Source organism: Roseomonas sp. CAU 1739 (genome assembly GCF_039839775.1).
Taxonomy (GTDB): Bacteria; Pseudomonadota; Alphaproteobacteria; order Acetobacterales; family Acetobacteraceae; genus Neoroseomonas.
Genome location: NZ_JBDOQQ010000002.1, coordinates 19,426 through 32,643 on the forward strand (window position 1 = coordinate 19,426; position 13,218 = coordinate 32,643).

General features: G+C 69.3%; 13 protein-coding genes. 7 read left to right on the plus strand and 6 right to left on the minus strand.

Annotation, left to right across the window (positions count from 1 at the left end; all coding sequences use genetic code 11):
* The first annotated feature begins 4 nt into the window (after window positions 1-4).
* Window positions 5-604 (plus strand): glutathione S-transferase N-terminal domain-containing protein, encoded by a 600-nt coding sequence (locus tag AAFN86_RS03690; protein WP_347541878.1) that lies wholly within the window; start codon window positions 5-7, stop codon window positions 602-604.
* A complete protein-coding gene (locus tag AAFN86_RS03695; RefSeq protein WP_347541879.1) occupies window positions 604-1,068 on the plus strand; it encodes a cupin domain-containing protein in 465 nt (154 codons plus the stop codon). The genes AAFN86_RS03690 and AAFN86_RS03695 overlap by 1 nt, the downstream gene beginning before the upstream one ends.
* A 109-nt stretch (window positions 1,069-1,177) precedes the next feature.
* Here the strand turns inward: AAFN86_RS03695 and AAFN86_RS03700 are convergent, their stop codons facing one another.
* Entirely contained in the window at window positions 1,178-2,215 is a 1,038-nt protein-coding gene (locus tag AAFN86_RS03700; RefSeq protein ID WP_347541880.1) for an amino acid ABC transporter substrate-binding protein, read from the minus strand.
* 114 nt (window positions 2,216-2,329) lie between these two features.
* Window positions 2,330-3,367 carry an amino acid ABC transporter substrate-binding protein gene (locus AAFN86_RS03705; protein WP_347541881.1) on the minus strand — a complete coding sequence of 346 codons (1,038 nt, stop codon included), beginning with the start codon at window positions 3,365-3,367 and terminating at the stop codon, window positions 2,330-2,332.
* A 98-nt stretch (window positions 3,368-3,465) separates the two neighbouring features.
* On the opposite strand from AAFN86_RS03705, the gene AAFN86_RS03710 reads away from it, so the two are divergent.
* Window positions 3,466-4,218 carry an SDR family oxidoreductase gene (locus AAFN86_RS03710; RefSeq protein ID WP_347541882.1) on the plus strand — a complete coding sequence of 251 codons (753 nt, stop codon included), beginning with the start codon at window positions 3,466-3,468 and terminating at the stop codon, window positions 4,216-4,218.
* A gap of 327 nt (window positions 4,219-4,545) precedes the next feature.
* Here AAFN86_RS03710 and AAFN86_RS03715 read toward each other — a convergent pair whose 3' ends face one another.
* From AAFN86_RS03715 to AAFN86_RS03730, 4 genes are read right to left on the minus strand one after another with little or no spacing between them, the layout of a single operon-like run.
* Window positions 4,546-5,238 (minus strand): ATP-binding cassette domain-containing protein, encoded by a 693-nt coding sequence (locus AAFN86_RS03715; protein WP_347541883.1) that lies wholly within the window; start codon window positions 5,236-5,238, stop codon window positions 4,546-4,548.
* The gene (devC, locus tag AAFN86_RS03720) at window positions 5,238-6,506 is read right to left on the minus strand and encodes an ABC transporter permease DevC (RefSeq protein ID WP_347541884.1); all 1,269 of its coding nucleotides are present in this window, start codon (window positions 6,504-6,506) and stop codon (window positions 5,238-5,240) included. The genes AAFN86_RS03715 and devC overlap by 1 nt, the downstream gene beginning before the upstream one ends.
* Entirely contained in the window at window positions 6,503-7,543 is a 1,041-nt protein-coding gene (locus AAFN86_RS03725) for an efflux RND transporter periplasmic adaptor subunit (RefSeq protein WP_347541885.1), read from the minus strand. The genes devC and AAFN86_RS03725 overlap by 4 nt, the downstream gene beginning before the upstream one ends.
* Complete coding sequence (locus AAFN86_RS03730; RefSeq protein ID WP_347541886.1) at window positions 7,540-8,118, minus strand: TetR/AcrR family transcriptional regulator; 579 nt, start codon at window positions 8,116-8,118, stop codon at window positions 7,540-7,542. The genes AAFN86_RS03725 and AAFN86_RS03730 overlap by 4 nt, the downstream gene beginning before the upstream one ends.
* Window positions 8,119-8,303: 185 nt before the next feature.
* Here AAFN86_RS03730 and AAFN86_RS03735 point away from each other — a divergent pair, with 185 nt between their 5' ends.
* The 4 genes from AAFN86_RS03735 to AAFN86_RS03750 all read left to right on the plus strand — a co-directional run bounded on the left by AAFN86_RS03735 (window position 8,304) and on the right by AAFN86_RS03750 (window position 13,127).
* The gene (locus AAFN86_RS03735) at window positions 8,304-9,278 is read left to right on the plus strand and encodes a tripartite tricarboxylate transporter substrate binding protein (protein WP_347541887.1); all 975 of its coding nucleotides are present in this window, start codon (window positions 8,304-8,306) and stop codon (window positions 9,276-9,278) included.
* Window positions 9,279-9,660: 382 nt separating this feature from the next.
* The gene (locus AAFN86_RS03740; protein ID WP_347542374.1) at window positions 9,661-10,683 is read left to right on the plus strand and encodes an amino acid ABC transporter substrate-binding protein; all 1,023 of its coding nucleotides are present in this window, start codon (window positions 9,661-9,663) and stop codon (window positions 10,681-10,683) included.
* Between the two features lie 94 nt (window positions 10,684-10,777).
* Entirely contained in the window at window positions 10,778-11,980 is a 1,203-nt protein-coding gene (locus AAFN86_RS03745) for an amino acid ABC transporter permease (RefSeq protein ID WP_347541888.1), read from the plus strand.
* Between the two features lie 10 nt (window positions 11,981-11,990).
* Complete coding sequence (locus tag AAFN86_RS03750; RefSeq protein ID WP_347541889.1) at window positions 11,991-13,127, plus strand: amino acid ABC transporter permease; 1,137 nt, start codon at window positions 11,991-11,993, stop codon at window positions 13,125-13,127.
* Window positions 13,128-13,218: the final 91 nt, after the last annotated feature.

Below are 13,218 nucleotides of genomic sequence, written 5' to 3' on the forward strand. Positions count from 1 at the left end.
CTCCATGAAGCTGCATCACTCGCCAGCCAGCCCATACGTCCGCAAGGTGATGGCCTGTGCCATCGCGCGCGGCATCGTGGGGCGGATCGAGACGGTGAACACCAACCCGCATGTCTCGCCAGCCGACCTGCTGGCGGACAACCCGCTGTCGAAGGTGCCGGCGCTGGTCGCCGATGACGGCACGGCGATCTACGACAGCCCGGTGATCTGCGAATACCTCGACACGCTGGGCGACGCGCCGGCGCTGTTCCCGCCGACCGGCAGCGCGGCGCGGCTGTCCGCGCAGATCATGCATGCGGCGGCGGATGGCATCCTCGATGCCGCGGTGGGGCGGCGGCTGTCCATGCCGCATCCGCAGGATGATGGCCGCAGGGCATACGACGCGCGGCAGAAAGCGGCGGTGGATCGCGCGCTGGACGTGCTGGAGAAGGCGCCGCCGAAGGGACTGTCGGATATCGGCGCGATCGCGGTGGGCTGCGCGCTCGGCTACCTCGACTTCCGCTTCGCGGCCGAGCCGTGGCGGGAGACGCATCCGAAGCTTGCCGCCTGGTTCGCCGAGGCGTCGAAGCTGCCGCCGCTGGCCCAGACGGTGCCGGTCGGCTGATGTTCGACCTGCGCGATCCGTCGGTGACGGCCGCGCAGGTCATCGCCGCGCTCGATCTGAAGCCGCACCCCGAGGGCGGGCATTACCGCGAGATCTGGCGCGACGCGCCGGCGGATGGCTCGCGCGGCGCCGGCACTGCGATCTATTTCCTGTTGGCGGCGGATGAATTCAGCCATTGGCACCGCGTCGATGCCGCCGAGGCCTGGCACTGGTATGCCGGCGGGCCGCTGGCGCTATCGATGTCCGGAGATGGACATGATGCGCAGGCGGTGCATCTCGGCCCCGACCTGACGCGCCATCAGCGACCCTTCGCCGTGGTGCCGAAGGGGTGGTGGCAGGCGGCGGTGTCGTTGGGGCGCTGGACGCTGGTAGGCTGTACCGTGTCGCCAGCCTTCGACTTCGCCGGCTTCGAGCTGGCACCGCCTGATTGGCGGCCCGTGCCGCGCCCGGGGCGAGGGGCGTGAGCGCGACGGCGCGACATTCCGCGCTGCTGATGGGAGAGGGGCGCCGCCCCTCTCCGTTTCCCGCATCACGCCATCGTCGCGGCGTCAGGGCGTGAACCCCTCGCCGCGGTCAGCGCATCGGCAGTGCGTAGAGCAGCCCGCCTTGCGTATGCAGCCGGTTCGGCCCGCGCGGCAGCGCGACCGGCGTGGCCTCGCCCATGGTCCGCTCGTAGAGCTCGCCATAGTTCCCGATGGCGCGGATCGCGTTGTAGGCCCAGGCCGGATCGAGCTTGATCGACTGCCCCAGCTCCGGCGTCACGCCGAGCAGGCGCCGCGTGTTCGGGTTGACGGAGGTCCGGCGCTGTTCCTCGGCATTCGCCGCCGTCACGCCCTGTTCCTCCGCCTCGATGATCGCCGTGGTGAACCAGCGTACGATGTCGTGCCAATTGTCGTCGCCACGGCGGATATAGGCGCCGTAGGGTTCCTTCGAGAAACGCTCCGGCAGCACGGTCCAGTCGGCCGGCGTCGGCATGGTGGACCGCACGGCGGCCAGCTGGGACGCATCGGTGCCGAAGCTGTCGCAGCGCCCCGCGGCGAGTGCGGCCGCGGCCTGGTCGGTGCGTTCGAACACAACGGGCTGGAAGCGCACATTGACCGACCGGAAGTAGTCCGCCGTCACCTGTTCATTCGTTGTGCCCTGGATCAGGCAGATCGTCGCGCCCGCCATGTCGCGCACGCGCGTCACGCCGGAATTGGCGCGCACCATGAAGCCGTGGCCGTCGAAGAAGTATGTCGTGACGTGACGCAGGCCGAGCGTGGTGTCGCGCAGCATCGTCTGGGTGCTGGTGCGGAACAGCACATCGACCTCCCCCGACCCCAGCGCGGTGAAGCGCGTGGAGGAGGACAGCGGCATGAAGCGCACTTTCGACGGATCGTTGAAGATCGCCGCCGCCAGGCCGCGGCACAGATCCGCATCAAGGCCCTGCCAGACGCCGCGGCTGTCCGGCAGCGCGAAGCCGGCGACGCCGGTGCCGACGCCGCAATTCAGGGCGCCCCGCGCGCGGATGGCGTCGAGCGTCGGGCTCGGGATGTTGTTCTGCGCCTGCGCCGCACCGGCAAGGCCCGCGCACAGCACGGCGAATGCAGCCGCCAGGCTCTGTTTCAGCATGATGCAAAGTCTCCCAGACTTGTGTTTGCGTATGGATCGTCGTGATCGCCCTGCCGGGCCTGCTACGCACCGGCAGGGTGTGCGCCGGGCGATGCATCGCCCGGCGCCGCAGGGTCAGCGCATCGGCAGCGCGTAAAGCAGGCCGCCATCGCTGTGCAGGCGGTTCGGCCCGCGCGCGAGACCGACCGGCGTATCCGGGCCCATCGTGCGGTTGTAGATCTCGCCGTAATTGCCGATGGCGCGGATCACGTTGTAGGCCCATGCGGGGTCGAGCTTGAGCGATTGGCCGAGCTCGGGCGTCACGCCCAGCAGGCGCCGGGTGTTCGGGTTCACCGAGCTACGCCGCATCTCCTCGGCATTGGCCTGGGTGATGCCCTGCTCCTCCGCTTCGATGATCGCCGTGGTGTACCAACGAACGATGTCGTGCCAGTTGTCGTCGCCGCGGCGGATGTAGGCGGCGTAAGGCTCCTTGGAGAATCGCTCCGGCAGCACGGTCCATTCCGCCGGCACGGGCATGGTGGACCGCATGGCGGCCAGCGAGGACGCATCCGTGCCATAGGCGTCGCAGCGCCCGGACAGCAGTGCGGCCTGCGCCTGGTCCGGCCGCTCGAAGATCACGGGCTGGAAGGGCACGTTGACCGAGCGGAAGTAGTCCGCCGTCACCTGTTCGTTGGTCGTGCCCTGCAGCAGGCAGATCGTCGCGCCGCGCATCTCGCGCGCCTGGGACACGCCGGAATTGGCGCGCACGATGAAGCCGTGGCCGTCATAGAAATACGTGGTGACGTGGCGCAGCCCCAGCGTGGTGTCGCGCAGCATGGTCTGCGTGCTGGTGCGGAACAGCACATCGACCTCGCCGGACCCCAGCGCGGTGAAGCGCGTGGAGGAGGACAACGGCACGAAGCGCACCTTGGACGGGTCGTTGAAGATGACAACGGCGAGGCCGCGGCACATCTCAGTGTCGAAGCCCTGCCAGACGCCGCGGCTGTCGGGCAGCGAGAAGCCCGCCACGCCAGGATTGATGCCGCAGGCGAGCGCGCCGCGCGCGCGGATGGCATCGAGCGTCGGGCTCGGAATGTTGTTCTGCGCCACGGCGCCGCCCGGAATGGCGGCGCACAGCAGCGCCCACGCGACCGCAAGGCCCCGTTTGAGCATGATGAAAGCCTCTCCTGTTTCTTTGGTCTCCCGCCGGGGATGCTCGCCGTTCGTGGCGATCGCTGTCAACAATGGCCGACACGACCCGGAGGAAACACATGACCGATCGCTTCGCCCGCTACCCCAGCCTCGAATCCCGCGCCGTCCTGGTGACGGGGGGCGCGAGCGGCATCGGCGCGCAGATGGTGTCGCGCTTCACCCAGCAGGGGGCGCGCGTCGCCTTCCTTGATTTCGATGCGGAAGGCGGGGCGAGGGTCGCCGCCGAGACCGGCGCGCTGTTCATCCCCTGCGACCTGCGCGACATCGCGGCCCTGCGCGCCGCGGTGGCCGAAGCCGGTGCGACGCTCGGCGACATCACCGTGCTGGTGAACAACGCCGCGCGCGACGACCGCCACGGGCTGGAGACGGTCGAACCGGACTACTGGGACGAACGCATGGCGACCAACCTGCGCCATCAGTTCTTCTGTGCGCAGGCGGTGGTGCCGATGATGCGCCGCGCCGGTGGCGGGTCGATCATCAATCTCGGTTCGATATCCTGGATGAACCGCACCGGCGGCATGCCGGTCTACACCACGGCCAAGGCGGCGGTGCGCGGCATGACGCGCGGCCTCGCCCGCGACCTCGGCCCCGACCGCATCCGGGTGAATGAAGTGGTGCCAGGCTGGATCTACACCGAGCGGCAGATCGCTCTGTGGGTCACCGAGGAATCAGAAGCGCGCAGCCAGGCCAACCAATGCCTGAGGGGCCGCCTGCTGCCGGACGACATCGCGCGCATGGTGCTGTGGCTGGCAGCGGATGACAGCGCGATGGTGACGGCGCAGCACTTCGTGGTGGATGGCGGGAGCAACTGAATTTGGTTGCGGCGGAACCGGGAGGGACTGCGCCTCATCGGTGTGAAGGCAAGGTTGGAGGGGCCTTGCCCCTCCAAGCCACCCCACCAGGGGCCTGCGGGCCCCTGGACCGCGAGGCGTTGGCACCGGACAGTGGATGCATTCCCTGGTTTGGGCTGACGTGCCTTGTCCAACGCCAGAAATTCCCTTGCTGCCGTGCGCAAGGGACGTTCCCGCGACGCGAACGACAGCCCCGCCCAGCGCCAGGTGATGGTTTCCAAAGGCCCACCGGCCTTTGGTGGGGAGAGGCTCGGAGAGGGGCAAAGCCCCTCTCCGACACACCGCCCCTCAAGCCTGCGCCGCTACCTCACCCTCGACGATCCGCCCATCCTCCATCGCCACGATGCGGTCGGCGATGTCGAGAATGCGCGGGTCGTGCGTCACCATCAGGATTGGCGTGCCACGAGATTTGGCGATGTCGCGCAGGAGATGCGCAACCTCCCCGCCCGACACCTTGTCGAGTGCGGCGGTCGGTTCATCCGCCAGCACCAGCCCGGGATGGCCGACCAGCGCGCGCGCAATGGCAACGCGCTGGCGCTGCCCGCCGGACAGCTTGGAAGGCGGCTTGTCCTCATGCCCCGCCAACCCGACTGCCGCGAGCATCGCCCCGGCGCGCTCCAGCCGCTCCGCCTCGGGGACGCTGGCGTCCAGCTCCAAGCTCATCGCCACGTTCTGCCGCGCGGTGAGGAAGCCGAGCAGGTTGTGGTTCTGGAAGATGAAGCCGATCGACCGGCGCAGCACGACGCGCTCGCGTTCCGGCGCGCCAAGAAGTTCGTGGCCGAGCACGCGGCAGGACCCATGCTGCATGCCGCGCAGCGCACCGATCAGCGTCAGCAGCGTGGTCTTGCCCGAACCGGACGGGCCGGTCAGCAGCACCACCTCCCCGGCATGGACGGTCAGCGCGACGTCGCGCAGCACCGGCCGGCGCAGTTCGCCCTCGCCATAGGCGAAGTTCAGGCCGTCGATGCGGATGGGGTCCATCAGAACATGTCTGCCGGATTGGCGTCGCGCAGCTTGCGCATCGCCAGCAGCCCGGCCGCCGCGCACATGCCGAAGATCAGCGCGAAGACCATGGTCGCGCGTTCGGCCGTCATCACCAGCGGCAGGAAGGTCGCATCCGCGACGATGCCGTACAGCCAGGTGGACAGCGCCGCACCGGGCAGGAAGCCGATGACGGCGAGGATCAGCGCCGCCGCCATCACCACGCGCGCAAGATAGAAATTGGAATAGCCAATCGCCTTCAGCGTCGCATATTCGCGCAGGTGGCTGGCGATGTCCGAGAACAGGATCTGGTAGACGATCACCATCCCGACGATCAGCCCCATCACCGACCCGAAGGCGAAGATGAAGCCGATCGGCGTGGCGGTCTCCCAGTACATTCGCTCATGCGCCACCAGTTCGTCATGGTCCAGCACCAGCACGTCGGGCGGCAGGATGGCGCGCAGGCGCTGCTGGGCAGCGGCGATGTCCGCGCCCGGCCGCAGGCGGATGGCGACGACGTCGGTATTGGCCGCGGTGCGCGTCGCCACCATGCGGCGGAAATTCACCTCGCTCATCACCAGGTTGCCGTCGGCACCGAAGGACGGGCCGATGCTCACCAGGCCCACCACGTCGACCATGCGGTTGCCGACCTGCACGGGGAAGGGCCCCTGCTGGTCGAAAAGGCGTTCGACCTCCCCGAACTCGGGGCGGGAGCGCGTGTCGAAGCCGACCGCATCGATCCGCCGCAGGGCTGGGGCGATGGCATCCAATCCCTGGAACTGCATCGCGCCGGCCTCGACGTCGAAGCCGATCATCTGGATCGCGCGGCGCGATCCATCCTGCGGATTCCGCCATGTTGCCTGCGCCAGGTAGACCGGCACGGCCTGCGCGACCTCGGGCAGGGCGAGCGCCTGGTGGGCGCGGATGCGCGGAAAGGGCTCGGGCCGGAAGCTCGCCACGGTCATCGGGCTCATCAGGAACAACTCGGATTCCATGGCCGAGAGCAGCCGTGTCGCACTGTCGAACAGCGCCGAGCGGAAGCCGAGCTGCATGAACACCAGCACCGCCGCGAACATCACGCCGGCGATCGCCGAGAACAACCTGGCGCGTTCGGCGCGCAACTGCCGCCAGGCCAGCCGCGCCGGAAGCCACAGCAACGCGCCAAGGCCCGGCCGCGCCGCGATGACGGCGGAAGGCGGGGCGGGCAGTGCCTCGCCGGTCTTCTCCGGCGCCCAGGGCAGCAGGGTCGTCTTGGTCAGCGCGTTCATGGCCGTATCGCCACCTGGACCTGCATGTTGGATCGCCGGCGCAGCAACTCGGACCCCGCCTCGTCCAGCGCGAGGCGGACTTCGACCGTGCGGCTGTCCACCGCGGCGACCGGGTCGGTATTGGCCTGGGTCGTGCGGCGCACCGTCCAGCCGATGTCGCGCACCGTGGCGGTGAAGCGTCGCGTCTCTCCGGGTACGACCACCTCGGCCACGGCACCCATGCGCAGCCGCGGCAGGTCGGTTTCATAGACGTCGGCGACGATGTCCATCCTCGTCAGGTCGCCGATCTCAAGCAGCCCGTCGCTGCCGACCTGGTCGCCGGGTCGCGCGATGATGCGCAGGATGGTGCCGGCGAAGGGCGCGCGCACGCGCGACAATTCCGCATCGGCGCGCGCCTTGGCGAGCGCGGCCTCGGCGGCGGACAGGCGCGCCTCGGCCAGTGCGATGTCCTCGGGGCGGGAGGAGAGCAGGCTTTCGAGGTCCGCCTCGGCCTGGCGACGTTCGGCGGTCAGGCGAACCGCGGCCGCGCGGTTGCGGTCGGCCTGGGCGACCGCGCCGGCGCCGGTCGGCACCAGGCGGTCGGCGCGTTCGGCCTCACGCAAGGCGAGGTCCTCCTGCGCGGTCAGCGCAGCGATCCGGGCGCGCTGGGCGTCGATCTCGGTCGGGCGGCCGGCGGCGCGGATCCGATCCAGGCTGGCGCGGTATTCGGCCACCGCCGCGGCCGCCTGCGCCACCGCGGCATCCTTCTGCGCGGCATCGGCGAATTCGGCGAGCAACTGGCCTTCGGTCACCGCGGCACCTTCCTCGACCAGCAATCGGTCGAGCCGCGTCACCGCCATGCCGCCCGGCTGGGTCAGGCGACGGATGCGCGACGCCGGCTCGACACGCCCGAGCGCGCCGACGCCGACCGGGCCGGCCGGCGCGGCGGCGATCGTGGGCGCCGGGCGCGTCGCCTCCCCGCGCGTCAGCAGCGCATAGCCGCCGGCCGCGACGCCAAGGGCCGCGAGCCCGACCAGCAGGCGCCCGCGCTTCGTCATGCCGGCCGCTCCAGCAGCCCGTCGAGGGTCGCGCGCAACGCCGCGAGGTCGGTCTCCGTCGGCGGGTAGAGGCCGAAGAGATGGGCCATGAACAGCCCGTCCGTCGCGGTCAGGATGGTCATGGCGACGCCATGGGGGATGTCGTCGGCCAGCAGGTCGGCCTTCATCCGCGCCATCACCGCGCGCATCGGGTCGAGCAGCGCCGGGTCATGATGGAACGCTGCCAGGAAGACGGCGGCGGCGCGGTCGTGGCGATCCTCGCCGGGATAGCAGTCGCTTTCGCCGAAGGCCCAGGCGATCTGGACGCGCGCGAAGCGTCCGGGGCCTTCCGGCTGGCGCGCGACGCCGGCCGCATATTCGGCAGCGACGAAATCCGACAGGCGCTGCAGCAGCCCGGTCAGCAGCGCCTCCTTGGAGGCGAAATGATAGAGCAGGCCGCCCTTGGAGACGCCCGCCTCGCGCGCCGCGGCTTCCAGGGTCAGGCCGCCGACGCCCTTGTTCACGATGATCCGTTCCACGGCGTCGAGGATGCGGGTGCGGGCGTCGGTCGGCGGGGTCGTGGCGCGCGTGTCCATTATGGAGGGGTAACTATACCGTCCGGACGGTCCATTCAACCGTCCGGACGGTATAGTTTACGTGAGCGGACCGATCCGGCGCCGCGCCGGCCCCGCGGATGCGCGCGGCGCTCCGGCCGGTTGTTCCGGCGCATCGCCGGATGCCCTACCCTGCCGGTCTGGAAACGACAGGAAAGAACCAGGTCATGGTCCAACGGATCGGCCGGCGGGCCGCGCTGTTTTCCACGCCCGCCCTGCTCGCGGCGCCGGCCGCGCGGGCGCAGGCCTGGCCGTCGCGGCCGGCGCGGATCGTGGTCGGCTTCGCCGCAGGCGGCGCCAACGACATCATGGCGCGCCTGCTGGCGCAGAAACTGTCCGAACGCATCCACGGCGGGAACTTCATCGTCGAGAACCGCCCCGGCGGCAGCACGCTGGTCGCCGCCGACCATGTGGCGCGCTCCGCCCCGGATGGCACGACCTTCTTTTACACCTCCCCCTCCACGCTCATCTCGGGACTGGTGAACCGGTCCCCGGTGGTCGAACAGGTGCAGTCCCTGGCGCCGGTCGTGCTGGCGCAATCCTCGCCGCTGGCGCTGGTCTGCCGGCCGGATTTCCCGGCACGCACGGTGGCGGACTTCATCGCCCTGGCCCGCGAACGCCAGGGCCGGCTGACCGTGTCCCACCCGGGCACCGGCGCGATCAACCACCTGGCGATGGTGCTGCTGATGCGCCAGACCGGGATCGAGGTGACGCTGGTGCCCTATACCGGCAACCAGCCTTCCATCACCGCGCTGATCCGCGGCGATGTGGACGTCGCCCATGACGGCCTGTTCACGCCGCGGGCGCAGTTGGAAGCCGGCACGCTGCGGGCGATCGCGGTGACCAGCGCCGAACGTGCCCCGGCCTATCCGAACGTGCCGACCTTCGGGGAGACGCTGCCGGGCTACGCGGTCGGCTTCTGGGGCGGGATGCTGGCGCCGCGCGGCACGCCGGATCCGATCCTCGACCGGATGAACCAGGAACTCGACGCCATCCTGAAACAGCCGGACGTCATCGAGCGGGTGCGTGGCTTCGGCGCCGAGCCGGTCGGCGGCGGTCGCGACCGCTTCGCGCAGACGCTTGCCGAGGATTGGGCGAAGTGGACCCAGGTGGTGCGGGAGAACAACATCCGGGCGGAGTAGGCGGGACGGCCCCGTCCGACCCGCACAGGCCGACGAGGCCGCTGGCGATGGCAGCCTCGATGATGGCCTGCACGATGTCCCCCGCTTCGGCCAACGCGCCGGCGCTGGTGTCGACCACCAGCGTCGCGCGGGCCATTTGCAGCATGCGGCCCTCCGGCGACGGCGGCTGCCGCCTCTGCGCCTGTCCGGCCCGTCATTTGCTTGGCCCGGATGACCGAGGGTGGAAGTTTCGCCACGGATGGTTTGCGCGTTGATCCGTGCCATTGCGTGGCGCAGCATGCCTGTAGCATAGGCAAGAATGTTGGGCGGCCCGCCGAAGGGGTGCCGGAGCAGGATGGGGAGAACTGGCGTGACACAGGTTTCGAGGCATTCGGTATTCCGCATGTTCGGGGCTGCGCTTGTTGCCTCGGTGATGGCGATGCCCGCACTGGCGCAGCAGCAACCGGCGGCACAGGCCACGGCCACGCTCGACGCGATCCGCGCGCGCGGCACGCTGATCTGCGGCGTGAACACCGGCCTGGCCGGCTTCGCCCAGCCGGACAGCCAGGGCGTGTGGCGCGGCTTCGACGTGGATTACTGCCGCGCCGTCGCGGTGGCGCTGTTCAACGACCCCAGCAAGGTCCGCTACGTCCCGACCACGGCGCAGAACCGCTTCACCGCGCTGCAGTCGGGCGAGGTGGACATGCTGTCCCGCAACACGACCTGGACGCTGTCGCGCGACACGTCGTTGGGCTTCGACTTCCCGGCGATCAGCTTCTATGACGGCCAGGGCTTCATGGTGAAGGCTTCGCTCGGCGTGCGCACGGCACGGGAGCTCGATGGCGCCACCATCTGCGTGCAGCCCGGCACGACGACCGAACAGAACCTGACCGACTGGGCGCGCGCCAACCGAGTGACCTTCACCCCCGTGGTGATCGAGCGGCTGGAGGAACTGGTGACTGCCTTCGTCGCCGGCCGTTGCGACGCCTTCACCACCGATGTGTCGGGGCTTGCCGCGACGCGCTCGGCGCAGCCGCGCCCGGCCGACTACACCATCCTGCCCGACGTGATCAGCAAGGAGCCGCTGGGCCCGCTGGTGCGCCATGGCGACCAGCGTTTCTCGGACCTGGTGCGCTGGGTGCATTTCGGCCTGATCGGGGCCGAGGAGCTCGGCATCAATGCCGCCAATGTGCAGGAGATGGCCGCCAATGACACACGGCCGGAAGTGCAGCGCATGCTGGGCAAGAATGGCGACCTCGGCCGCATGCTCGGCGTCGACAACGCCTGGCTGGTCAATGTGATCCGCGCCGTAGGCAATTACGGCGAGGTCTTTGGGCGCAGCCTTACGCCGATCGGCATCCAGCGCGGCCCGAATGCGCTGTGGACCACGCCGGGCGGGCTGCAATATTCGCCGCCCTTCCGCTGATCGCGACGATACGCGGGGCGGGGGAGCAATCCCCGCCCCGCGCTGCTTCCCCGCCCCCGGGGCGGGCCACAAGGACAGGTGAGGCCGAAAAACAATGTCCGACGCAACCGTCGATCCCCGATTCCGGCGCAAGCCGCCCAAACGCCCGCTGCGCCTGTCCTGGGCAGATGAACGCATCCGCGGGATCGTGTGGCAGGTGCTGGTCGTCGGCCTCATCGGGTCGATCATCTACTGGCTGTGGTCGAATACGGTCCACAACCTCGAGGTGCGGCGGATCGCGACGGGCTTCGGCTTCCTCAACCGCGAGGCCGGGCTGCCGATCGCCGAGCATGTGATCGCCTACGATCCGACCGACACCTACCTGCGCGCGCTGACCGTCGGCGTGCTGAACACGCTGAAGGTCGCGGTGGTGGGCGTCATCCTCGCCACCTTCATCGGCACCTTCATCGGCATCGCGCGGCTGTCGAAGAACTTCCTGGTCTCGAAGATCGCCGGTTTCTACATCGAGGTGATCCGCGACATCCCGCTGCTGCTGCAGTTGCTGTTCTGGTACACGGTCATGCAGGGCTTGCCCGGGCCGCGACAGTCGTTGCACCCGGTCGAAGGCGTGTTCCTGTCCAACCGCGGCCTGCGAATGCCCGCGCTGGTCTGGGAATGGCCGCATACCATGGCCGCGCTGGCCTGCATCGCCGGCGTCCTGCTGACCGGGCTGTATGCCAAAAGCGCGCGCGCCAAGCAGATGGCCGATGGCCAGCCCCGCCGCGTCTGGCCGGCCGCGATCGCGCTGATCATCGGGCTTCCGGTCGCGGTCTGGCTGGCGATGGGCGGGCCCTGGACGATCGACTGGCCGGCGCTGCGCGGCTTCAACTTCCAGGGCGGCATGGCGATCAGCCCGGAATACGCCGCATTGCTGATCGGCCTTGTCACCTACACGGCCGCCTTCATCGCCGAGGTGGTGCGCGCCGGTATCCAGTCGGTCAATCTGGGGCAGTGGGAAGCGGCGCAGGCGCTCGGCCTGCGGTCGGGGTCGGTGCTGCGGCTGATCGTGCTGCCGCAGGCGCTGCGCGTCATCATCCCGCCGATGACGTCGAACTACCTGAACCTGACGAAGAATTCCTCGCTGGCGGTGGCGATCGGCTACCAGGACATCGTGTCGATCGCCAACACCACGCTGAACCAGACCGGCCAGGCGATCGAGGGCATTGCCATCATCATGCTGGTCTACCTGACCATCAGCCTGTCGATCAGCCTGTTCATGAACTGGTACAATGCGCGCATCGCGCTCGTAGAGCGGTGAGGGTCCGGCCATGAGCGATATCACCATCAACACGCCAATCCAGAGCGAGCCGCGCGACGCGCCGATCACCGCCGCCGGCCCGGTCGCCTGGCTGCGGGAGAACCTGTTCTCCGGCTGGATCTCCACCGCCGTCACGCTGCTTCTGGGCTATTTCATTGTCCGGTCCGTGATGGGTTTCGTGGACTGGGCCTTCATCAACGCCATCTGGTGGGTGCCGGTCTCGCCCACCGGCGTGGCGCAGACCCAGGCCTGCCGCGACCTGCACGGCACCGGCGCCTGCTGGGCGGTGATCACCGAAAAGCACCGCTTCATGCTGTTCGGGACCTATCCGTACGAACAGCATTGGCGCCCGGCGCTGGTCTGCCTTCTGTTCGTCGGGCTGTACATCGTCTCGGCGCTGCGCAGCTTCTGGAACTGGCGCCTGATCCCGATCTGGGCGCTGACGCTGACGGCGATCGGCGTGCTGATGTGGGGCGGCGTGCTCGGCCTGCCCTATGTGCCGCAGGAACGCTGGGGCGGGCTGCCGATCACGCTGATCCTGTCGACCTTCGGCCTCGCCTTCGCCTTCCCGCTGTCGATCCTGGTGGCACTCGGCCGGCGGTCGAACCTGCCGGCGATCAAGGTGCTGTGCGTCGTCTATGTCGAGCTGATTCGCGGCGTGCCGCTGATCTCGCTGCTGTTCATGGCGTCGGTGATGTTCCCGCTGTTCCTGCCGGAAGGCATGAACATCGACAAGCTGCTGCGCGCGCAGATCGCCATCATCCTGTTCGCCGGGGCCTATCTGGCGGAAGTGGTGCGCGCCGGCCTGCAATCGCTGCCGAAGGGGCAATACGAAGCCGCCGACGCGATGGGCCTGTCCTACTGGCAGAAGACCGGCTTCATCATCCTGCCGCAGGCGCTGCGCATGGTGATCCCGCCGCTGGTCAACACCTTCATCGGCTTCTTCAAGGACACCTCGCTGGTGCTGATCATCGGCATCTTCGACCTGCTGACCGCGGGCAAGACCGCGATCGTCGAGCCCGCCTGGCAGGGCTTCGGCGTCGAGGTCTATGTCTTCGTCGGCCTGATCTACCTGGTGTTCTGCTTCGGCATGTCGAAATACAGCCAGGGGCTGGAAGCGGACCTGAACCGCCACCGTCGGCGCTGAGGCACGGATGACCGGCACCGCCACGCGCCCCCACCCGAATGCCCGGCGGCACGGCGCCGCCCGGGCTGCCGGCGGCGGGGCGGGCGGGCGC

Bases quoted from the DNA above. Each gene is read 5' to 3' on its own strand.
- AAFN86_RS03690 (WP_347541878.1), top strand. From the start codon at position 5: ATGAAGCTGCATCACTCGCCAGCCAGCCCATACGTCCGCAAGGTGATG.
- AAFN86_RS03695 (WP_347541879.1), top strand. From the start codon at position 604: ATGTTCGACCTGCGCGATCCGTCGGTGACGGCCGCGCAGGTCATCGCC.
- AAFN86_RS03700 (WP_347541880.1), bottom strand. From the start codon at position 2,215: ATGCTGAAACAGAGCCTGGCGGCTGCATTCGCCGTGCTGTGCGCGGGC.
- AAFN86_RS03705 (WP_347541881.1), bottom strand. From the start codon at position 3,367: ATGCTCAAACGGGGCCTTGCGGTCGCGTGGGCGCTGCTGTGCGCCGCC.
- AAFN86_RS03710 (WP_347541882.1), top strand. From the start codon at position 3,466: ATGACCGATCGCTTCGCCCGCTACCCCAGCCTCGAATCCCGCGCCGTC.
- AAFN86_RS03715 (WP_347541883.1), bottom strand. From the start codon at position 5,238: ATGGACCCCATCCGCATCGACGGCCTGAACTTCGCCTATGGCGAGGGC.
- devC (WP_347541884.1), bottom strand. From the start codon at position 6,506: ATGAACGCGCTGACCAAGACGACCCTGCTGCCCTGGGCGCCGGAGAAG.
- AAFN86_RS03725 (WP_347541885.1), bottom strand. From the start codon at position 7,543: ATGACGAAGCGCGGGCGCCTGCTGGTCGGGCTCGCGGCCCTTGGCGTC.
- AAFN86_RS03730 (WP_347541886.1), bottom strand. From the start codon at position 8,118: ATGGACACGCGCGCCACGACCCCGCCGACCGACGCCCGCACCCGCATC.
- AAFN86_RS03735 (WP_347541887.1), top strand. From the start codon at position 8,304: ATGGTCCAACGGATCGGCCGGCGGGCCGCGCTGTTTTCCACGCCCGCC.
- AAFN86_RS03740 (WP_347542374.1), top strand. From the start codon at position 9,661: ATGTTCGGGGCTGCGCTTGTTGCCTCGGTGATGGCGATGCCCGCACTG.
- AAFN86_RS03745 (WP_347541888.1), top strand. From the start codon at position 10,778: ATGTCCGACGCAACCGTCGATCCCCGATTCCGGCGCAAGCCGCCCAAA.
- AAFN86_RS03750 (WP_347541889.1), top strand. From the start codon at position 11,991: ATGAGCGATATCACCATCAACACGCCAATCCAGAGCGAGCCGCGCGAC.